Annotated in this window: 18 protein-coding genes; 16 read left to right on the plus strand and 2 right to left on the minus strand. The window is 59.0% G+C overall.

Translation table 11 applies throughout. From position 1 onward, the window contains the following. The first annotated feature begins 143 nt into the window (after positions 1-143). The 16 genes from U0029_RS06810 to U0029_RS06885 all read left to right on the plus strand — a co-directional run bounded on the left by U0029_RS06810 (position 144) and on the right by U0029_RS06885 (position 17,058). Positions 144-1,013: a phage capsid protein gene (locus tag U0029_RS06810; RefSeq protein ID WP_114852838.1), complete on the plus strand. Its 870-nt coding sequence runs from the start codon at positions 144-146 to the stop codon at positions 1,011-1,013. Positions 1,014-1,035: 22 nt separating this feature from the next. Continuing rightward, positions 1,036-1,494 (plus strand): hypothetical protein, encoded by a 459-nt coding sequence (locus U0029_RS06815; protein ID WP_114852839.1) that lies wholly within the window; start codon positions 1,036-1,038, stop codon positions 1,492-1,494. A 79-nt stretch (positions 1,495-1,573) separates the two neighbouring features. Beyond that, entirely contained in the window at positions 1,574-2,149 is a 576-nt protein-coding gene (locus tag U0029_RS06820) for a hypothetical protein (RefSeq protein ID WP_114852840.1), read from the plus strand. Position 2,150: 1 nt separating this feature from the next. Continuing rightward, entirely contained in the window at positions 2,151-4,322 is a 2,172-nt protein-coding gene (locus tag U0029_RS06825; protein ID WP_114852841.1) for a hypothetical protein, read from the plus strand. Beyond that, the gene (locus tag U0029_RS06830; protein ID WP_114852842.1) at positions 4,319-4,774 is read left to right on the plus strand and encodes a GNAT family N-acetyltransferase; all 456 of its coding nucleotides are present in this window, start codon (positions 4,319-4,321) and stop codon (positions 4,772-4,774) included. Before U0029_RS06825 ends, U0029_RS06830 begins: the two co-directional genes overlap by 4 nt. Next, positions 4,764-5,318: a hypothetical protein gene (locus tag U0029_RS06835; RefSeq protein ID WP_114852843.1), complete on the plus strand. Its 555-nt coding sequence runs from the start codon at positions 4,764-4,766 to the stop codon at positions 5,316-5,318. Before U0029_RS06830 ends, U0029_RS06835 begins: the two co-directional genes overlap by 11 nt. Positions 5,319-5,320: 2 nt before the next feature. After that, positions 5,321-7,321 carry a hypothetical protein gene (locus tag U0029_RS06840; protein ID WP_114852844.1) on the plus strand — a complete coding sequence of 667 codons (2,001 nt, stop codon included), beginning with the start codon at positions 5,321-5,323 and terminating at the stop codon, positions 7,319-7,321. A gap of 3 nt (positions 7,322-7,324) precedes the next feature. Next, entirely contained in the window at positions 7,325-9,211 is a 1,887-nt protein-coding gene (locus U0029_RS06845; RefSeq protein ID WP_114852845.1) for a hypothetical protein, read from the plus strand. Between the two features lie 188 nt (positions 9,212-9,399). Continuing rightward, positions 9,400-11,700: a hypothetical protein gene (locus U0029_RS06850; protein ID WP_114852846.1), complete on the plus strand. Its 2,301-nt coding sequence runs from the start codon at positions 9,400-9,402 to the stop codon at positions 11,698-11,700. Position 11,701: 1 nt separating this feature from the next. Further along, positions 11,702-12,073, plus strand: coding sequence for a hypothetical protein (locus U0029_RS06855; protein WP_114852847.1), 372 nt, complete (start codon positions 11,702-11,704; stop codon positions 12,071-12,073). Beyond that, positions 12,070-13,731: a phage terminase large subunit gene (gene terL / locus U0029_RS06860; RefSeq protein WP_114852848.1), complete on the plus strand. Its 1,662-nt coding sequence runs from the start codon at positions 12,070-12,072 to the stop codon at positions 13,729-13,731. The genes U0029_RS06855 and terL overlap by 4 nt, the downstream gene beginning before the upstream one ends. Before the next feature lie 41 nt (positions 13,732-13,772). Continuing rightward, positions 13,773-15,488: a hypothetical protein gene (locus tag U0029_RS06865; RefSeq protein ID WP_147294795.1), complete on the plus strand. Its 1,716-nt coding sequence runs from the start codon at positions 13,773-13,775 to the stop codon at positions 15,486-15,488. 38 nt (positions 15,489-15,526) lie between these two features. Next, positions 15,527-15,877: a hypothetical protein gene (locus tag U0029_RS06870; RefSeq protein WP_147400178.1), complete on the plus strand. Its 351-nt coding sequence runs from the start codon at positions 15,527-15,529 to the stop codon at positions 15,875-15,877. Between the two features lie 77 nt (positions 15,878-15,954). Next, entirely contained in the window at positions 15,955-16,167 is a 213-nt protein-coding gene (locus U0029_RS06875; RefSeq protein WP_039051913.1) for a hypothetical protein, read from the plus strand. Beyond that, positions 16,160-16,615, plus strand: coding sequence for a lysozyme (locus tag U0029_RS06880; RefSeq protein ID WP_114852851.1), 456 nt, complete (start codon positions 16,160-16,162; stop codon positions 16,613-16,615). Before U0029_RS06875 ends, U0029_RS06880 begins: the two co-directional genes overlap by 8 nt. Beyond that, positions 16,594-17,058, plus strand: a complete 465-nt coding sequence (locus U0029_RS06885; RefSeq protein ID WP_147294796.1) for a hypothetical protein — start codon at positions 16,594-16,596, stop codon at positions 17,056-17,058. The genes U0029_RS06880 and U0029_RS06885 overlap by 22 nt, the downstream gene beginning before the upstream one ends. Position 17,059: 1 nt before the next feature. Here the strand turns inward: U0029_RS06885 and U0029_RS06890 are convergent, their stop codons facing one another. Next, positions 17,060-18,361: a tyrosine-type recombinase/integrase gene (locus U0029_RS06890; RefSeq protein WP_114852853.1), complete on the minus strand. Its 1,302-nt coding sequence runs from the start codon at positions 18,359-18,361 to the stop codon at positions 17,060-17,062. A gap of 159 nt (positions 18,362-18,520) precedes the next feature. Next, positions 18,521-19,984: a ribonuclease G gene (gene rng, locus U0029_RS06895; protein ID WP_114852854.1), complete on the minus strand. Its 1,464-nt coding sequence runs from the start codon at positions 19,982-19,984 to the stop codon at positions 18,521-18,523. Positions 19,985-20,811 lie beyond the last annotated feature (827 nt).

The following is a 20,811-nucleotide window of genomic DNA, read 5'->3' on the forward strand; positions in this document are numbered from 1 at the left end:
ATCACCGGCCCGCATTGGCGCGCGGACACCCGGTAACAGCCCTCCCAATGGTGCGGTAGCCGGCAGCAGTGGGTAGAACTCCTGGGCCCGGATTTCCGGACACCCCAAAAGGCGACCTGAATTCAATCCCTTTGGAGTTATCCATGTCCAACACGATTACCCAAGCCTTTGTTATCCAGTGGGATAACGCCATCCGTATGCAGGCACAGCAGACCGAATCCCGCCTTGCGGGCGCGGTCACTGATCGCGGCACGATCACGGGCGAGAGCTTCACCGTCAACCTGCTGGCCCCTCTGGGCGATATGCCGGAAAACACCGTGCGTCATGGTGATACCGTTTTCTCGGAGGCTGAGCACAGCACCCGCGTGGCGCTCATGCGCGATTTCTTCCAGGCGCTACCTGTTGACCGCAACGATGAGCCCAAGCTGCTGGCTAACCCGTTGAGCGGATCCTACAACCAAAGCTTGATTGCCGCCCACAATCGCCGCAAGGATTCGATCATCTACAACGCGTTGATCGGTACCACGCAGACCAAAGAGGGTGGGCAAATCGCACTTCCCGCTTCGCAGATTGTCGCGGCCGGCGGCGCGACCTTCACCAAAAGCAAGCTTTTGGTTGCGCGCAAGATTTTCCGCAAGAACGAGGCCGACAAGCACAACGGCGAAACGCTGAACATCATCTACACGGCTGACATGCTGGAAGCCATTTTGGCGGATACGACCCTTACCAGCATCGACCACATGGCCGTCAAGATGCTTCAGGACGGCGATGTCTCGGGTAACTGGATGGGGTTCCGCTGGATCCCCTATGAGGCGCTGAAGATCACCGGCGGCAACACCGCGCGCACTGTTGCATGGACGAACAGCGCCATTCATTTCGGCTCTGGCTATGTCGAGGGTACGGCTGGCCGCCGCAAAGACAAAAAGAACCTGATGCAAGTCGATATGGCGGCTTCGCACGGCGCGGCCCGTGCCGAGGAATCCAAGGTTGTCGCTATTGACTACCTGATCTAAGCCCAATCAACAGGAGAGAAACATGCCCGAAGTTAATAGCGCGCAAGCGCAGAAAATGGCGAATCGTAAGAAGCTGATGCCCGCCGAGTCTCATGGGCGCCAGCGCGTATTGGTGGCCACCCTGACCGATGGCCATCCGGCCTATCCGGTCGGGACCACGATCTTGCTTGGCCATGTGCCCGTCAACTCTCGCTTTTTGGCAGGAGCAAAAATTTCTGTCGCCGGTGGTGGCACGGCCAGCTCAACGCTTGCTATTGGTATTCGCAAGCTTGTCACGCAAGAGGTGATCGACGCGGAGGGGCTGGCAGTTGCTGCTGCCTTGTCTGCTGCTGCGACGGTGGCGGCTGATACCGGCGCTCTGATCGCCGGCGCTGCGGACTACATCACCCCTGTGGACGTGGAGGTGTTCGCCACTGTGAAAGGCGCGGAGTTGGCGGCTGGCCAGCGTCTGCGCGTTGAAGTGCCCTATGTCACCGACTAAGGCAAAACATCACTGACCCCCTGGATTCCAGGTGGAAGCGCCGGAGGCTTGTCCCCCGGTTTTCTTTTTAGGTGCCCGAATGTCCAGTTCTAGCCCCATCTCCATCTGTTCCAATGCGCTGCTGCGTCTTGGTGGCAGCCCAATATCCAGCTTTGAAGATCCTTCCAAGTACGCACCAGCCGCCGGGAATATTTGGCCCACTGTGCGGGACGCCATTCTTCGGGCGCATTACTGGAACTTCGCAACCAAGCGCGTTTTGCTCGCGCCGCGTGCCGACGCTCCAGCCTTCGATTACCGATTTGCCTTTGATGTGCCGGGCGATTGGCTGAGGACACTTCAGGTTGGCCAAGCGGGCTGGGCTCATGAATTTCAAAAAGAGGGCCGCTCGATCCTCGCCAATATCAACCCGCTGCCGCTCGTGTACATTTTTCGCAATGACGAAACCTCTACCTGGGATGATGCGGTGGTCGAGGTGGCCGAGCTGAAAATGGCGGCCGCATTGGCCTACCTGGTTACCGCATCTACGTCTCTGCGCGACAGCTACAACCAAGAGGCTGACGTCATGCTGGCCCGAGCAAAGTCCCTGGATGGACAGGATGGGTCTCCCGAACAGTTCCCAGATTCGCCCTTGCTGGCGGCTCGGTTCGGGGGGTGATATGCCGCGAGTAAGCACCATCCAAACCAACTTCACGGCAGGTGAAATCTCTCCGCGGGTGCGCGGCAGGGTGGATATCAGCCGATATCAGAACGGCGCTGAGCTGATCGAAAACGCGATCTGCGACATATATGGCGGCGTTGTGCGTGCGCCTGGGTCAATGTTTATTGGCGCGGCTATCAGCAATGACCGGCGCAGCTTGCTTGTGCCGTTTACCTCAAGCAGAAGTGCCTCCTATCACCTTGAATGGTCGGGTGGGAAGATGCGGGTAATCCGTGCCGGGGCTGGCATTGTGCTAAAGAACGGGGTGCCCTACGAGGTCAGTTTTCCATTCTCCGATGCCGAACTGGATGCCCTAACCTGGGCTAAGGCCGGTGACACGATGTTTATCGCGCACCCGGATCACCCCATACATACCCTGCGCCGCCTGGCGGACGACAACTGGCAGATCGCACCTGCACCGTTCTCTGTGCTGCCGTTTGGGGAAACCGGGCATGCTTTTGGCGCCTCCCTTACCCTGTCAGCGGCCAGCGTCGGAACAGGCAGGTCTGCGACGGCATCGTTCCCCGTATTTCTGGAGTCAGATGTTGGCCGCCGTATCACCTATCTCTCAGGTGTGGCGGTGGTGACCTCGGTGCCAACCACGTCTACGGTGAACATAGAAATTACAAGCCCGTTCACCGGGACAGTTCTGCCTGCCAGTGAATGGACTCTCGACGACTCTCCGCAAGCGACGCTAACCCCGAGTGCAAAGGGCACTATCGGTCAATCCATCACCCTCACGCTCAATCTGGATGGGTGGCGTGCAAGCACTGATGTGGGCCGATGGGTTGAAGTAAATCGGGGTCTAGTTCAGATAACAGCAGTAACGAGCGCTCGGATTGCGTCAGGTGTTGTGAAGGCGGATCTTGATTCAAATGTCGCCGCACAAGCAGGTGCATGGAAGCTTCAAGCGTCGGTATGGAGTCAAGCCAATGGATACCCTTCGGCGGTTGGGATTTACCAGCAGCGACTGGTTGCCGGGGGTAGCAAGCGATATCCAAATGGCGTGTGGGGAAGCCGATCCGCCTTGTATCTCGATTTCACCCAGGGAAGCCAAGATACCGATGGCTATTTCTACCGGCTCGATGGTGAGAGCAACGGAGTCGGGCATCTGGCATCTGTCAGGGTCTTGATGGCCCTCACTCCAGGAACTGAATGGACCTTGTCCGGAGGCGTGGAAAAAGGGCTAACGCCGACTAATGTGCAAGCAAAGGATCAGTCCGTCTACGGCTGCGGGCCTGTAAAGCCAGTTCGCATAGGGGATGAGCTGATATTCGTGCAGCGATCCGGGCGCAAGGTCCGGGCAATGGGTTACCGCGTCGAGAATGACGCTTACGCGGCCCCGAACCTCACGACTCTCGCCGAACACATCACGAAATCCGGTGTTGTGCAAATGGCCTATCAGCAAGAGCCGGATTCTGTGCTCTGGTGCATCTTGGCAAACGGGCGCATGGCGGGGCTGACGATTGACCGCGATGAAGGTGTGACAGCGTGGCATTCCCATGTCACAGATGGCTTCTATGAGTCGATAAGCGCCGCGCCCGCCGGCGAGTACGACGATCTTGTGGCGGTGGTGCGCCGCACGATCAATGGCCAGCAAGTCCGGTATCTGGAGAGATTTTCAACAGAGAGCCTTGTGCATTGCGGCATCGTTGGTACTTCCATCGAGCCAAAGACGGTATGGGGCGGACTTAGCCATCTGGAAGGTAAGGAGGTGGCAATCCTGGCTGACGGGGTACCGCAGGCAAAACAAACGGTTGCCAGCGGAAATGTGACGCTAGCCCGGGGAGCCAAGGACGTACAGATCGGTATCCCTGTTGTTCCCAGGGTCCGCTTGCTGCGTCCTGAAATTCAGACCCAAACCGGGACTGCCCAGTCCAATCAAATGAGAACGCACAAATTCAGCCTACTCGTGCTGAACACAGGCGCCGCAGTGATCAATGACCGTCCAGTTGCGTTTCGGCAATTTGGTTCCGATCTGCTTGATAAGCCTCCGCCTGAATATTCGGGCTGGAAATCAGTGGGCGAATGGGGATGGTCTGACGGCAGCTTACCCGTAGAAATTAGGCAAGACGACCCCCTGCCTTTTCACATTTTGGCGGTGGTCCGCCACTGGACGAGCAACGAATGATTGAGCCCGCAAAGAAAGATGACGTTCCGGCAATGGTCGAGCTTGGCCGGTTGATGGTCGAAGAAAGCCCGCGCTGGCGCCGTCTCAGGTACAGCCCCGAGCGCGTGGGTAACACCCTGACTGCGCTGATCGAATCACCGAGCGGGCTCGTCCTGATCGCGCGCCGACAGGGGTTGGTGGTGGGCGGCATTGTGGCCTCCGTGGGGCAGCCGTGGCTGTCTGATGAATTGGTGGCAGAGGAGCACGTGCTGTTTATGCACCCGCAATACCGGGCCTCGATCATCCCTGCGCGACTGATTGCGGCAATGGTTGCCTGGGCGAAAGGGAAGGGTTGCCGGTGGGTTGAGGCGGGCATAGCGTCTGGAGTCCACCCGGAGCGAACCGCTGGACTCTACAAGACGCTTGGCTTTATCCCTCACATGGTTGGACTGGAGCACGAATATGGGAATTGAAACGATTGCGTTGAGCGCGCTAGCAGGTAGCACAGTAATCGGTGGCCTGTCGTCAATATCTCAAGGCCGCCAGGAAGATCAGTACCAGCGCGAGATGGCCCGACAGGAGCAGGAGCAGGCAGCGCAGGAGCGAGACGCTGCCGTAGCCCAGGCGGAAAAGATTCGCCGCGCTGGGCGGCAGCAGTCCGCCGCCGCCGATGCCGCATTTGCCGCGTCCGGGGTTGCCATTGGGGAAGGGACGCCGGTTCTGATCAATGAACAGATAACGCGCGATTCAGAAGAGGACGCGTACATGTCGATCTTGACCGGCGAGCGCCGGGGTCGTGCTCTGGACACTCAGGCAGCATTGCGCCGCCAAGCAGGATCAAACGCCCGCAGCGCGGGCATTGCTGGAGCATTCGGCAGTGTGCTTCGGGGTGCAGCGTCATATGGCATGTGGGGACTTAACAAGGGCGGGAGCGGACTTTCCGTATCGAAGGGTTTTGTCTCTGGTGGCAGCGCTTTGAACTCAGTTCCTGGCGCTTCCGGCATTTGGGGAGGGTAACAATGGCTAAGATTCCAGTTGGTAACTTTGGCCAGGTGGTGGCCGCGCCAGGACCGCAGACAGAAGTTCCGGTCGGTGCATTTGTCTCCGGCGCAAATCAGGCGATGGCCGGCATTGGGAAGGATCTTGGAGGCATTGGCGCTGATCTGATGCAAGACCTGCGGCGCGCGCGCTCTCTGCGCGTTATGTCGGAATCGAAGCTGGCCCTTGCTGACGCGCATGACGTGATCGCGCGCCAGGTTGAGGATGGTCAGCTTGACCCTAACGCTGCCGCAGCAGCTTGGCGCGAGCAAGCAACCAAGCTATCCGAAGAAAGGCTCCAGGGCTTGAGTGGATCCGAGCGGGAGGTTGTCGGGGCACAGTTAAGCGAGGTATCCGGCACCCTGGGGAGGCGTTTGGGTGAGTTAGCGCATAAGCGCACACAGGCCAATATCGCTGGTGAGCTGGAAGCGCTTGGGGTGTCACTTGAGCGGGAGAACGACCCGACTAAGGCATCCCACATCTACGATGCGGCAGTGCGCAAGCTTGGGCCTACAGCCGGTATGAGTCCCGCGCAGGTCGAGCGATCTGTCAACACGTTCAGGGAACGCGTCTACGGCACGCTGGCCTACTCCCTTGTCCATGATGCAAAAAACAGCGCGTCTGACCTGCGTAAAGTGGAAAATCGTCTGGCCTCCGACGAGTTTGCTGCGCTAGATCCTCAACGCCGCGCTCAGTTGATGGCCACCATCACGGGCTATCAAACTACCCTTGAGCAGCGGGCCGTTGCTGCCCAGCAAAGGGCCGAGCTTCAAGCGCAGGCCAAAGAGCGTAAGGCGGGGCAACTGACCACCGAAATTTTCAATATGGTCACAGAGGGTAAGCGGCTTGATCCGGAGTATGCCGCTAGGGTCGCGCAGGCGGTGCAGGGCACATCTTACGCACCGATGCTTGAAGGCCTGGTTAAAACCGCAGGGGATGGCGCTGCGTTTGCCACCCAGCCGCTGGATACGCAAAAAGCGATATTGCAGGCGCTCACCGCACGCGGGAATGAAAAAGGCTGGACCCCTGAGCTGTCCCGTCAGGCTGAAACGATGCACAAGGTACACGAGGCGGCGCTGCGCGATGTCAGGGCTGATCCGCTTAATGCTGCTGCCGAGCGCGGTGTCATTGATTCAGTCACTCCTATCGATATGGCTGGCGGGCTCCCTGCGATTCTCAAGAGCCTAGAGTCTCGGGCGACCCAGGCGAGTGTTGTCGAAACCTGGAGCGGCATTCCTGCGTCGCCATTTACTGCTGCCGAGGCTGGAAAGTTGGCCGATGTATTGACGGCACTACCGGCGGATCAGCGCGCCGCTACGCTGTCAGGAATCAGCAATGTCATCGGATCGCGTTCGATGGGTGCGCTGGCTACGCAGCTGGATCAGAAAGACAGAACTCTGGCGCTCAGCGCCGGGCTGGGGGATGCCCGAATGCCTAACGGTGGTCTTGTTGCGGAGCAGGTGCTGCGCGGAGAGCAGGCTATCAAGGACAAGCGCGTCCCGGAGACAGAAACAAACCTATGGCGCGGGGAATTGGCCAAAAAGGTCCGAGGCACGATAGGCAGCCCCACTGTCGAGGATGCGGTCATTGACGCCTCCGTTTTATTGCGAGCGAGCGAACGGGCAAACGGCAAACGAATGAGTGGCGACGAAGCAATCAAAGCGGTAATTGGTGAAATCGTGGATTTGAACGGCAGCCGTTACCCACTTCCGCGCGGGATGGATGAGTCCTCATTCAAGCGTGTTCTTAAGCAGGCGGACCCGTCCATAATTGAAACGCCAATTCCAGACGGGAATGTGTATGTGGGCAAGACGCCCATGCCCATCAGCCAGTTTCTGCGCGGTCTACCGGACGCTGCCCTGCGATATGTAGACCAGGGTCGCTACACGGTGTCGGCCGGCATGGGGTCTGTGCGCAACAAAGATGGTCAGTTGATCCTGGTCCGGGTTTCCTCGCCTATTCCTGCAAAGTCGAAGGAGTGACCAGTGGCGCTCGATGAAATGTACGCTGACTCGCTGAAGGCAGCCCTGGACAATCGGCAGCAGATCGACCCGATAGGGCCAAAGACAGAGCGAGGTTTTAGCTTTTGGGGGACCGCGGCTGCACCATTTACAGGCGTTGCCGCTGGCTCTCTCGAATCCGCCGCATTTTTGTCCGACATGGCCGGAGCATTTGGCACGGTCACGGCGGCTTATGGGACCACTGGCGTGCTGCCGTTCGCAGAAACAGACGAGCAGCGAGCCTGGCGGGAGCAGGGTGCTGCGGCAGCTCGCAAGAAGGTTGAGGACGGCGATGGCTACAGCACAGAGGTGGGGGACGATTTGCGCCGTTCCTCCAGGTGGTTAGGCCCAAATCCAGAGACCGCGGGCTTCGCTGAGCAGACCGTATTCAATTTCAGCCGTATGGTCACGAAGGCTGTTGGATACTCGGTTGCAACCGGCAACCCAGCCACCGGCGCATTGCTGACTGGGGTTGATGAGGGTGTGACCGTCTCCGATGAGTTGCGCCGGGAGGGGGTCGATACCCAGACGCGTACGAAAATCGGCGCACTTGCTGGTGTGGCGACGGGGGTGGGAGTGGCATTGCCCGTGGCTGGCTCCGGCATTAAATCGACGGCGGCGCTCATCGCGGCCGGCGGGCCTGGCCTGTTCATTGCCCAAAATCAGCTGTCGCGGGATATTTTGCAGAACGCGAACTATGACCAGCAGGCGATGCAGTATGACCCGTTCGACCCGGTTGGCCTCGCCGTATCAACCCTTTTGCCGGCTGCCTTTGGCGGGTGGGCTCTTCGGGCTCGAAGCCGCAGCGCCAAGGGTGACGCTCCTGGGAAAGATGCTGGCCAGCCAAATGTTGCGCACGACTCTGAAGTGGCGGATGCTGCGCGCGTGAATGCTGTTCGGGAGCTGGTGGACTCCTGGAAGCTAGAAGATCCCGGTAACGTGCGCGCCGCGAATGACGCATTGCTGTCAGTGATGCGGGCTGCCGATCAGCTTGCGAGTGGCTCCCACGTCTCGGTCCTGGACTCTATACCGATCAGCGAAGCGCAAGGCGCGCTTGCCTTGGAGCGGATGATCGCCCGTAGCGAGGCAGAGCGGGCCGCGCTGCTATCTGAGGCGGACCGAGTAGCCGAGCGAGGGAGCATTTCTGCTATGCGCAGCGAAATCGCCGGGCTGTCTGAGCGCGCACGCGCGTCTGATGAGGCGGCTGTCAAGGAATTGGCGAGGCAGCTTAAATCTGATAACCCACGCCTCAGTTACAAGCAAGCGTTGTCCGAGGCAAAGCGCCAGGCCGATCAGGTGTCATCGGAAGCAATGGCCGCTATTGCTCGGCTAGAGGATGCCATCGATGCAAACGCCAACGCGGTTGAAGCGCAGCGTGCGTTGAAAATTCTTGATGCGAAAATCGCCGCCATGAAGGCCGAGCGCGCGGCGATCAGTGCGCCGGCCACTGAGGCGACGGCGATTGCTGGAGCGGTGCGCCAGATGATGGGCGAGCAGGGGGCCGCCTCTCGCCAGGACCGCACCCCCCGCGCTGGCCAGACTGGGCAGCAATCCCAACGGGCCGACCAACAGCCGAGACCGACCTCGCCCGAGCAGGTCGCCACCCGTAGTACCGGCAGCTCGGAGGGGGCCACCGCAAGTCCAGCAAAGTTGTCTCCCGCCACCGTGCAGGCTGCCGCAGAAGGCGCCGTAGCTGGACGAATTGCCGAGTTGGCTACCAACCGACCTGACGCGCTCGTTCGCCTGGATGGGATAGAGGGGGACATCCCGCTGACCGAAGCCCTTCGTTTGCTCGATGAACGAGCCTCCCAAGCCATTGCTGACGCCGACTTGCTCCGCGTTGCAGCTACCTGCGCCATCGGCGCAATCTGAGGATAGACATGGAACCAAAGTGCATCGCCAAAGTGAACGCGGCAGCAGGCCGAACGCTAACGGATGCCCAGATCCGGGATATTGAGGACCGTATCCGTTCCACAGCCAGCAGCCTTGCCCGGCAGGATCGGGCGACTTGGAGCGCATTGCCTGAGAGCCAGCGCACGCTCTTAGCGGCAGAGCGAGCCATGCAGGATATCCGCGCAGAGGCGCAAAGGGACTTGCGCAACAAGCATTTGCAGATCATCAAGACGGCTGAGGTTGGCGACAGGATCGTAGCCATCCAGGACGATCTTGGGTTCGGTCGATCTAAGGCATTGGTGCGCCACATGGACGAAACCGCTTCGCTGGAAAAAGGTATCAAGGACCAATATTGGTCGCAGCTACGCGGCCTGTTTGATGCGGTCATGTCAAAGGATGGGCAGAGCCTTGGTCAGCGTGCTTTGGGGATGCTTTTCGATGTGGAAAACCCACGCATGACGCGCGACCTTGCCATAGAAGTATTTGCGCGTGGCGAAGGCGGGACAGGGAACGCGCTGGCTGTACAGGCGGCCAAGGCTTGGGGCCAAACAATTGAAGCGATGCGTGCGCGGTTCAACAATGCAGGCGGCGACATAGGCAGCCTTGAGTATGGCTATGTCCCGCAAAGCAGCGATCAAGCACGCGTGCGCTCAGCCGGTAAAGATGCCTGGATTCAGAAAACCCTACCCAAGCTCAATCGATCCCGTTACTTGCATCCGGACGGCAGGCTCATGAGCGATGCCGAGCTGACAAAGTTTCTGGGGGCTGCATGGGATACGCTGGCCACTGGCGGGCTCAACAAATTGGAGCCTGGGCGCTTTCAGGGTAGCAGTGCGCGCGCAAACAGCGGCAGCGACCCGCGCCAGCTGCACTTCAAGGACGGGCAAGCCTATGTCGAGTACATGGGCGAGTTCGGCTCTGGCAGCATGTACGAGGCCATGACTGGCCATATCTCGGGTTTGGCGCGGGATATTGCATTGCTTGAGCGGTACGGCCCGAACCCGGATCACCAGATGCGCGTCCAGATGGATTTAGCAGCAAAGGAGGACGGCGGGCTGAAGCGTACATTGCTGAATGACCCCGCCGGCTACTGGAACGTCCTGTCTGGCAAGGCCGGGCAGATGCAGAACGCTAGCTTGGCGCGGCTTGGAGCGGACACGCGGAACATCCAGGTAGCCGCAAAGTTAGGCCGCGCCGTTTGGGCCTCTATATCTGACCTGCCGACTTACTTTGTCACCGTCGGGTATAACCGCCTCCCATACTGGCAGGCGCTGAAGAATATCGGCGCACAGTTCAACAGTGAAACGCGGGAATTCCTGAGCACGCATGGACTCATTGCTGAGTCTGTCGTGTCCGATCTAAACCGGTTTTCTGGCGACCATATTCGTAACAACTGGTCCGGCAAGGTGGCCAACAGCGTCATGAAGCTGTCCCTCATGAATGCCTGGACGGATAGCATGCGCCGGGCTTTCCAGATGACCATGATGGGCGGCCTGGGGAAAATGGCCGGGAAGGAGTGGGGCGCTTTGACCGAATGGGACCGGAGCCACCTTCAAAGAAAAGGGATCACGGCGGACGATTGGGCAGTGATTTCCCAGGCGCAGACCACTGAGTTCCGTGGGCAGCGGTACCTGACGCCCGAGGCGATCATGGGAACAAACGCGCCGAATGCTGAGCAACTGGTGTCTAAGGTTCTTGGTCTTATCCGGGATGAGTCCGAGTATGCCGTCATCAACCCTGATCTTGCGACGCGCGCATTCCAGACCTGGGGCGGCCAGCAGGCGGGCACCATCGGCGGCGAGCTAGCGCGCTCGGTGATGCAGTTCAAGAGCTTCCCTTTTGCCATGATCTCGCGGCACTACCGGCGGATGATCGAGGCTCCACGTGGTGTAGACGGCGCTCCTGCTATCGCAAACCGTCTGGCCTACGGCGCTGCCACCATGATCGGCACGACTATAGCGGGTGGCATTGCGTTCCAAATCAAAGAGATGCTGTCGGGCCGCGATCCGATTGGGCTTGATACTGGGCGCTTCTGGACTGAGGCCGTTATGCAGGGCGGCGGTCTGTCGATCATTGGCGATCTGCTTTTCCAAGATCCGCGCGAAACGCCGGGGGGATTCGCGGGGACGATGGCCGGGACATTTGGCGGCCCCTCGATGGGCACGGCCGCCGATCTGCTTGGCCTCGCCGTAGAAAACTCCTGGCGCGCGGCCAGCGGCGATGAGGTCAACTTCGGCGCAGGCGCGGCACGCACGGTGCGCAGCACCATCCCTTACGGCAATCTCTGGTGGCTTTCCGGCGCTATCGACCATTCGTTTTTCCACGCGCTACAAGAAAACCTGAGCCCAGGCTACCTGTCACGTATGGAAGCACGGTCTATGCGTCAAAATGACCAGGATTACTGGTGGCGGCTTGGATCGGGAATGCCTGATCGTGGCCCTGATCTTTCGCGCATGTTTGGAGGCTGATATGCGTCAAGACCAATATGAACGCCTGCTGGCGTTGCAGGAAAAGCTGATTGATGCCCTGGTGTTGGAAATGGACCCTGATACCTGGCCGGGCGCGGGGATGTTGCCGAGCGCAATGGATCAGCAGACGCGGGGTGATCGCTATTGGGCCAAAAAGAATTTGGCCGCCACGCAGTCCGTGGTGATGCGCAATGCCAGTCTGATCGGGGTGGTGCAGCGCCAGACGGCGGGCAATGTCCCAGGAGGGGGGGCTGAGGTGACTGAGGGCCAGCCAGCCGCCGACGATGGGGGACTGGACGCGGAAATCCAAAACGCTGAGAGGGAGGCGGCGCGTGTCCTGGCGCGCGTGCAAAAGGTGGCGGGTACCCGGTGAGCCAGCGTAAGCGGATTTCTTTCCTGGCCTTCTTTCTCATCTGGGCCAAGATCCAGGGGTGGGAGGTTCCAGACCTGCACGTCCGCGTCTGCCACTGGTTGGAGCACTGCCGCGACCCTGTACGGGTGTTACAGGTGTTCCGTGGCGCGGCGAAGTCCACGCTGTATGCCGTCTACAAGGCATGGCAGTTGTATTGCGATGGCACCTGGGTGTCGCTTATCTGGGCGGCAGATGGCCAGCTGGCCAAAAAGCTAACGCGCGATGCCATCAACGTATTGCGCCGGCATCCTCTCTGTGGCGGCATGCTCCCGACAAAGCCGGGCTCTCAGGCTTTCTGGGTATCGGGGTCTGTCGATCCGCGAAACGCCAGCATGACGGCAGTCGGCGTGAATCAGAACGTGACCAGTGCCCGCGCCCGCGATATTGATTATGACGACGTTGAGGTGCCGAAGAACATCAAGACGCCGGAGGCGCGGGAGAACTTGCGCGCGAAAATTCAGGAGGCCACATTCATTCTGATTCCAGGCGGGCAGGAAACCTACATCGGCACGCCACACACGCACGACTCGATCTACCCGGAAATGATTGCCGCCGGCGCGGCATCACTGACAATCCCGCTGTTTGAGGACTCGGTGCGCTATGAAAAGACAGATCAAGAGATGTCTTATCCGGTGCCTTTTGAGCCGGGGCCGGACGGGCTGTATGTGTTCCTCGGCATCTACAAGCACGCGCGCCTGCTGGTGCAGGACCGAGACTATCGGTTTGAGGGCGGCAGAGTTGTTTTTGCAAGCCCTCCAGGCGGGACCGTGCTCGACATATATGCGCGCTGCGCCTGGCCTCAGCGATTCACCAGGGCAGAGGTCGAGCTGCGCCGGCGCAAGACACGCACGCTCAATTACTGGGATTCACAGTACCAACTGCACGCCAAGCCGCTGAAGGAATCCCGACTAGACCCTAACCTTATCAAGGCGTATGACGTCCATCCCCGCATAGAAACCGCCAATCGGTCTGTCCGCATGATGCTTGGTCAAGCGCAGATTGTGAGCGCCAGAGCGTACTGGGATTGCGCGCTCGGCAGAGTGAAGGGCGACACCTCGGCCTTCAGCTTGATACTGGATGATGCTGCCGGGAACATCTACTGGCATGTGTGTGAGGGGCTGACTGGCGACTTTGCGGTGTTCTCCGATGACAGGAACACGACGATCATCGACGGGCAAGTTTTGCAGGCATGCAGGTTGATTGAGCGATTCAACATCCCGAATGTGTACGTAGAGACAAACGGGATCGGTGCGTTTGTCCCGCAACTGCTGCGCCAGGCCATCAAGCAGGAACGGCTACGGTGCGCCGTGGAGGATATCCAAGTCAGTGGCAATAAAAATGCCCGCATCCTTGAGGGATTGGAGCCGCCGATTAAGTCAGGGGTGATGTGGGCGCATATTGACGTGCTTGACGGTCCACTTTGGGATCAGATGACGCAGTGGGACCCAAGCATCAGGGAGCAGCCGGACGATTGCCTCGACAGCGGGGCGGGTGCAATCTTGCAAGCGCCGACTCGAATAGGGCGCTTGGTAAAAGAAAAAGTCGGGATTCCGACAGCCGCTCAGGGCGAAGATTGGCGCCCAAGCGGGGGTGTTCATGAGGTCACCTTCGAGACTTAGGAGCCGGCCGGTCCGGCAGCCTAGAAGCCGGAGAGTTCAGCGTGACAGTCCCGAATCAAAATCCAGTCAGCTCGCACGTAGGAAACGGTGTTTCCACAGCATTTTCTTATGGCTTCATGTGCTTGGCAGCCAAGGACATGACGGTGCTCATTAACTATGAGAGGGTAGTGAGTGGGTTCGTTATCCAAGGCCTGGGCAGCAAAGTCGGCGGGACTGTGGTTTTCGATGTCCCGCCGGCATCGGGTGTGTCGGTAATCCTCACGCTAGATGTGGTTCTTGAGCGGCAAACCGACTATCAGTACAACGGCGATTTCCAAGCGCCGACCGTAAATAATGACTTTGATCGCCTGTGGCTGGCTTTGCAGGGGGTGGACGGTAAGGCATCAAGTTCACTTCGCTTCCCCCCTGGCGAACAGCCTGGATATCTTCCGCCGATCGATGCGCGCAAAGGCAAGGCGCTGATATTCAATCCGGTTATCGGAAAGCCAGAGCCTTCGCAAGACAACTACAACGATCAGGCGGCCATTGCCAGTGCTGCGGCGCAGGCATCTGAGCAGGCGGCACGCAACGCTGAGCTCAGCCGGGCGGGAGCTGCACAGTCTGCGGCGGCCGCTTCTGCCTCAAAGGATCAGGCAGAGGCGGCACTCAAAAACATGGCTAGCTACGTGACTGTGGATCCAATCCCGGGGCTGGATGCACAGAATGTGCAACAAGCTTTAGAGACCATGGCATTACTGGGCGGCGGCTATATGCTACAGCCGATCTGGTGCCCCACGCGAGACGCTATCTGGCCTGGCTGTGTACCTGCTGACGGGCAATTGCTGCCCCGGGCACTGTTCCCGGACGCCGCTGCAAACATCACGGGTCCCACTCCTGGCGCTCCCGTTGTGACCGATGCACAGTGGCTCGCCAATCCCGAGCTGCGAGCGTCGTACACCCCTGGGGATGGGTCGAACACGATTCGCATGCCCGATTACAACGGCAAGTCTCCTGGCTCCCTTGGCGCGCTTGTCATGAGGGGCGACGGTGCGCTGTCTGCGGGCGTCGATGGCGTTATCCAGCGCGATGCGATGCAACGCATTACTGGCTCAGTTTCGCCCGGGGTTGGTAACAACACGTCCTATCTGATATCAGGCACGGCGAGCGGCAGTTTTACGCTCGAAACTGCCGCGACAAGTCGATACCTGGCAAACGGTGATGGTGTATCTGCGGCAGGCACAAAAGCCATTAATTTTGATTCTGCCTTGGTTGCGCGCACGGCCGGAGAAACCCGAGCCCTGAACGCAACCGGCTGTTGGGTCATTCGGCTGTTTGGTGTCGTGGCCAATCCCGGCAGCGCCGACGCTGCGCAGCTTGCGACGGATTACGCGGCGCTTGCGTCTGGGCTGCAAGCATTGCAGGCCAAGGTTGGCTCGACCCTCATCTACCCTAACGGCGGTAGCGCGGCGTCTCCAGCGAGTCTGGCTATAAATAGCCGCTACGTTGAGGCGAATCCCTTCCCCGGCTACCGAGTTAGCGCAGTCGGAGAAATCCTAGTAAGCGGTGAGTGGCAGCAGGTGGGTTTCTCTGCCTACGCCTCAACCAACTCTCTTGGCATCGCAGTCACACAGCTCCAAGACGGGCGATTGATGGTTGAGACTGGTATCAGCGCATTCGTCTCATCGCTTGTGCTGCATGGCTACTCCGGTGCAACCCGGCCAAACATCACCACGCCCACCCCCGCCCGCGTCCGCGTCTGGAAAATTGGAGCTGCCTGAGCATGGAAATTAAAACCTACTGCCAACCTGGGAAATCAATGCAGCAGCGTGGAGGCGAATGCCCGCCAGGATGGGTAGAAATGCGCGGAGAGCGTCCTGGCGAAAACTTCATTGCGACCGAGAGCGGGGAGTGGGTCGAGGTGCGTTATGTCCCGCAGTCGGTAACGTCTGCCCAGGGCGGTATGGCGCTTATCGAGGCTGGCTTGATGGACGCCGTTATGGCAGTCGTCAGCAGCCCGGAACTACCCGCCGCGCATAAATGGGCCTGGGATCGCGCCACCATCTGGGAGCGCAGCAGCCCATCGTTGGGGTTTATCGCTCAGGCAGCTGGCATCAGCGATGAGCAAATGGATGACCTTTTTATTCGAGCTGCCGAGATCCGGTCTTAACTTCAAGTTGTTTTAGACGCCCGCCATAGAGCGGGTTTTGCCGCAGAGAGGCAGCCATGCCCCAAAGGACAATCCGAATGAACAATGATGGGCTGAATTTGGCAATCAGCGCGGGGACTGGCGTTGCTGCTTGGCTGGCGACATTTAGCGCGGTAGTGCCCGTGTTATGGGGGGTCTATGTGCTGATCCTGATCGCTATCAAGCTGCCGGAGCTACACGAAAAAAACGCACTGTTCCGCAGAGCCTGCGCATGGGTGGTATCCATTGTGCGCCGGGGTCGCCATGGATAAGGGGAAGATCGCCGCAGGCGTTGTGTCGGCAGCCGTCGCCCTGGTGGCCGCCTGGGAGGGGCGCTCACTGATCGCGTATGCCGATCCGGTCGGCATCCCGACGATCTGCGAGGGATTTACTCATGGGGTGAAGTTGGGGGATGTGGCCACGCCTGAACGATGCGATGCGCTGACTGAGCAGGAGGTGCGCCGGGCGCTCGCCGTAGTGGACGGATCTGTGCCGCGCCCGTTGCCGGACAGCGTGCGGGTGGCGCTGGCCAGCTTTGTGTACAACGTCGGGCCTGGTGCATACGGCGGGTCTACGCTGACGCGCAAGTTGCGCGCTGGTGATCTGGCCGGGGCTTGCCGTGAGCTGCCGCGATGGGTTTACGCGGGCGGAACCAAGCTGCGCGGCCTTGAGCGGCGGCGCGATGCGGAGATGCGGATATGTCTGTCCGAACTTCAGTGATTGGGATTGTTGCCGGTGCGCTGCTGCTGGCAGGCGTGCTAGCCGAGCGCCATTATTACGGCGCTGGCCAGTACAGGGCGGGTGCTGCGGCCAAGGTGGCCGAGATCGAGAAGCGCCAGGTCGCTATAGCGCGCGGCTGGCAAGAGGAGAGGGATCGTGCTGATGCTGAATACCGTGGTGCCGTGCTGGCGCGTCAGGCTGCTGAAAAGGCTGTCGCTGATCAGCGTGGCCGCATTGACGGGCTGCTGCGCCAGCTTGCCGCCCAGCGGAGAGCCACGACTGCCGACGCCAGCGGCCGATCTGATGCGACCAGCCCCGACTGGATCGGAGTTATTGGGGCGTGTGTCGGAGCATATGAGCAGCTGGGCCGAGATGCTGCGGGATGGGCCGACCAGGTGAACGGGCTACAGGGGTATGTGCGGGGGCTGGGCTCCTCGCGCTGACTTAGCCCACGAGGCGCAAGGCGTTTCTGGCCAGCCCCGTGGCCTGCGCTTCACCCTGATGACTGACGTAGAAATCGGCGAGCTTTGTCAGGGCTTCCAGCCGTTCCGGCCAATAGGTGTACTGATCGTAAATACCTTCAACGCCGCGTAGCTTGTGGTTAAGGCACATCTCGGCAATGTCACGCGGTGTGCCCAATGCTCGCAAATAGGACCTTGCGGTTGACCGCAGATCATGCGGCGTGAACCGGCGAACGTCCGGCTTGTGCCCGTCAATCCAGGAGTCAATGCAAAATGCGATGGTGTTTTCATCTAAATAGTTGTCGCCGCCACCGCGCTCAAGGCGTCCCGCTGTTCTGGCCGGAAGAATATAGGCAGAGTCCAGGGCGAGCGATGACAATTCTTTGAACCATTCGACTACTGGCGGTGCTAAGGGTATGTCGATTCCCGGCCCCATCTTGCTTGCTGGGATATGCCAGCGACCAGCCCCTAGCCGCTTTATCGTGTACTCGTCCAGGAATATATTCTCGCGCTTGGCCGTGTATAGCTCCGAAACGCGAACGGCAGTGGCCATTAAGATCCAGATCGACAACTGGTTTTGTCGGTTCATCCTGGCGTTCATGACCTCGCGCAACTCGCTGGGGGTCAACATCAGGCGCGTCTTGCTTTTTGGCCGGGTGCCGATGACCGCCTCAAGGCTAATGCCGACGGCTGGGTTGACAGTGATCAGGCGTTGGCCAGCGGCGAACTTGAAGATTTCGCGTATTACTATATATAGAGTCTCTGTTTCCCTCCATCCTCCCGATGGGGTGGTCCAGTTCGCTTTCCTTCTCTCGATAATTCCGACGATATCTTCGGGCGTTACATCCTTGATTGGCCTGGCGCCGATTGATCTATCGACGATTGTTAGCTGGCGGGAGTAGGTGCGTATGGTGTTGTTAGCCAGATGCTGCAAACGCTTGCTGCGATAGTCCGCGATGACATCCTTTACCAGCTTGGCCGTCTTGGCTTCCAATTTGGCCGACGCTTTCAGCCCAGCAGGATCAATGCCCTGATCAACATCGACGCGCTTTTCCCTGGCCATCCTCCTGGCGTCAGAGAGACTGATATCCGGGTAGTTCCCGAGGGTTAGCTCTCGACGGCGCCCGCCTACCCTATATCGCAAGACCCATGAGGCGGTACCCGCCTTGGATAGCGTAAATGTCAAACCGCCGCCATCTGACTTTGCTGTGGGCTCTCCAGTGCGGGTTAGGCTCTTTATCTGTAGATCGGTCAACAGGCCTTGTAAAACTCGTTTTGTCGCCATAGATCTTGTCTGCTTGGGTAGCTAATTGGCGCAGCTACCCATCTAGCTACCCAATATTTATGAGATTCTGAGATGGCTGTGGAGAACTCAAGATAAAAAAACCCCCAGCAACGCCGAGGTATCGTAGAGATAATGAGAAAAGCAGACAAGTCCTGATAATCAGATCAGGATGATGTCGTATTGTTCTTGAGAATAGCTGCCCTCTACCTCTAAGGAGATGGGCTTGCCGACAAAGTCGCCCAGCATTGCCAGGTGCTGGCTTTCCTCTTCCAGAAACAGATCCACGACGCTCTGGGCAGCCAACACCCGGAACTCTTTTGGATTGAACTGCCGGGCTTCGCGCAGAATCTCGCGCAAAATCTCATAACAGACCGTGCGGGCCGTACGCACATTGCCGCGCGCCTGACACATAGGGCAGGGCTCGCAAAGCTGATGGGCCAGAGAGTCCCGGGTACGCTTGCGCGTCATCTCGACCAGTCCCAGTTGCGTAAAGCCATTGACCGTCATACGGGTGCGATCACGTGACAGGGCCTTTTTGAGTTCGGCGAGCACCGTGTCGCGGTGCCCGCTGTCCTCCATGTCGATGAAGTCCAGAATTACGATGCCTCCCAGATTGCGTAAACGCAGTTGCCGGGCAATCGCCTGGGCGGCTTCCAGATTGGTCTTGAAGATGGTGTCGTCGAAATTGCGCCCACCGACAAAGCCTCCCGTATTCACGTCTACGGTGGTCAGTGCTTCGGTTTGGTCAACGATCAAATACCCGCCCGATTTCAGATCAACCCGGCGCGACAAGGCGCGGGCTATCTCTTCATCGACGTTCGCGGTATCGAATAGCGGCCGCTCGCCGCTGTAATGACGGATACGAGGCACGACGGAAGGGGTGTACACCTTGCCCCACTCTTGTAGCGCGGCCGTCGTGCTGCGCGAGTCCACCTGAATTACACCCGTATAAGGCCCGACCATATCGCGCAGAACTCGCTGCGCAAGAGTTAGGTCCTGGTGCAGCAAGGTCGGGGCGGGCTGGCTGCGTGCAGCCATCTGGACGCTAGCCCAAAGCTTGCGCAAATACTCCAGGTCGGCGGACAGCTCCTCGTCGGCGGCCCCCTCGGCCTGAGTGCGAACGATAAACCCCCCTTTTTCTTCGCCGGGCACCAAGGCTTGCAAACGTTCGCGTAGCTGGGTCCGCTCCGCCTCGGAGTCGATCTTCTGTGAAATACCGATATGCGGGTCATGAGGCAGATACACCAGCATGCGACCCGCAATGCTGATCTGGGTCGACAGGCGGGCTCCTTTGGTGCCCAGTGGGTCCTTAATGACCTGGACCATCAGGGTCTGGCCTTCGAACAACAGCTTTTCTATGGGTGTCGGATTCTGGCCCTGGCTGCGTTCCTGCCGGTTCTCGCGCAGATCTGCAATATGTATAAAGGCGGCACGCTCAAGCCCGATATCGGCGAAGGCACTCTGCATCCCAGGCAATACCCGGACCACCCGTCCCAGGTAAATATTGCCGACGTGTCCGCGCTGAATGCTGCGTTCAACATGCAACTCCTGGACCGAGCCCTGCGCGACGATGGCCACGCGGGTTTCGAAAGGCGTGATGTTGATCAGAATGTCTTCGGTCATTGTTGTGCGTCTATATATAGGGATGCGCTAGGGTAGCGTAAGTCTGGCGTGCCGACGTCCTGCGCGCCAGCGAGACCGCGTATTCCGGGGGCGCAAGCCCGCTAAATCCGTCCTATCGCCGGATTTTTTCATTTTTCTTTAAAAAAAGAGTCAAAGCCGAGACAGGGCGAAAAAAGCTGTGCTATAGTTCGCCTCCTTCGCAGCACAGACAGCAACGCAGACGCGGCGCAGTCAGTGAAGTGAAGCCGGAATTGAGGTTTATGTGTTTGATTCCAAAGCGGTTATCGCAAAGCGAAACGTGGGAAGAGCAGATAGGCGTCAGGCACGGGGAGAGAGGTTAAGGCGATAGCCGGCCCGGATTCCAGTGCGGCACGACGGGGAATAAAAAATTGCGAGTGACTTGCAAAATTCCAAAAAGTTGTGTTATAGTTTCGGGCTTGGCAGTTATCGAAACATTCGGGTTTACCCGGATCTGCAAAACGGCAGGGTGTTTCGAGAGCTGCTAGAGCAAGGAAGTGAGATAAGAGGTGAGCAGTGACTTAGGTTGCTGTGAGGTGGTGAGTAAGTTGCCAACTCGGTGTTTCGCCGGTAGCGTGAGTGGAGAAAAAAATCTTCGCAAGCGATACGAAAAAAGCGAAGCTGAGTTGACAAACGAAAAAAACTCCTTCATAATCTCGTTTCTCTGCTGCTGACAACGATGCAGCGACGAACGGCAGATAAGCCGAGCGACGCGGTAAGTGAGAAGCGAAGCAGTAAGGTAGTACAGAATTAGCAAGACCGCTCTTTAACAATTAAACAACCGATAAGTGTGGGCACTTGGTGTGAGT

This window comes from Bordetella avium, assembly GCF_034424645.1.
GTDB lineage: Bacteria > Pseudomonadota > Gammaproteobacteria > Burkholderiales > Burkholderiaceae_B > Bordetella > Bordetella avium.

Coding starts and splice junctions, on each gene's coding strand:
- U0029_RS06810 (WP_114852838.1), top strand. CDS start 144: ATGTCCAACACGATTACCCAAGCCTTTGTTATCCAGTGGGATAACGCC.
- U0029_RS06815 (WP_114852839.1), top strand. CDS start 1,036: ATGCCCGAAGTTAATAGCGCGCAAGCGCAGAAAATGGCGAATCGTAAG.
- U0029_RS06820 (WP_114852840.1), top strand. CDS start 1,574: ATGTCCAGTTCTAGCCCCATCTCCATCTGTTCCAATGCGCTGCTGCGT.
- U0029_RS06825 (WP_114852841.1), top strand. CDS start 2,151: ATGCCGCGAGTAAGCACCATCCAAACCAACTTCACGGCAGGTGAAATC.
- U0029_RS06830 (WP_114852842.1), top strand. CDS start 4,319: ATGATTGAGCCCGCAAAGAAAGATGACGTTCCGGCAATGGTCGAGCTT.
- U0029_RS06835 (WP_114852843.1), top strand. CDS start 4,764: ATGGGAATTGAAACGATTGCGTTGAGCGCGCTAGCAGGTAGCACAGTA.
- U0029_RS06840 (WP_114852844.1), top strand. CDS start 5,321: ATGGCTAAGATTCCAGTTGGTAACTTTGGCCAGGTGGTGGCCGCGCCA.
- U0029_RS06850 (WP_114852846.1), top strand. CDS start 9,400: ATGCAGGATATCCGCGCAGAGGCGCAAAGGGACTTGCGCAACAAGCAT.
- U0029_RS06855 (WP_114852847.1), top strand. CDS start 11,702: ATGCGTCAAGACCAATATGAACGCCTGCTGGCGTTGCAGGAAAAGCTG.
- U0029_RS06870 (WP_147400178.1), top strand. CDS start 15,527: ATGCAGCAGCGTGGAGGCGAATGCCCGCCAGGATGGGTAGAAATGCGC.
- U0029_RS06875 (WP_039051913.1), top strand. CDS start 15,955: ATGAACAATGATGGGCTGAATTTGGCAATCAGCGCGGGGACTGGCGTT.
- U0029_RS06880 (WP_114852851.1), top strand. CDS start 16,160: ATGGATAAGGGGAAGATCGCCGCAGGCGTTGTGTCGGCAGCCGTCGCC.
- U0029_RS06885 (WP_147294796.1), top strand. CDS start 16,594: ATGTCTGTCCGAACTTCAGTGATTGGGATTGTTGCCGGTGCGCTGCTG.
- U0029_RS06890 (WP_114852853.1), bottom strand. CDS start 18,361: ATGGCGACAAAACGAGTTTTACAAGGCCTGTTGACCGATCTACAGATA.
- rng (WP_114852854.1), bottom strand. CDS start 19,984: ATGACCGAAGACATTCTGATCAACATCACGCCTTTCGAAACCCGCGTG.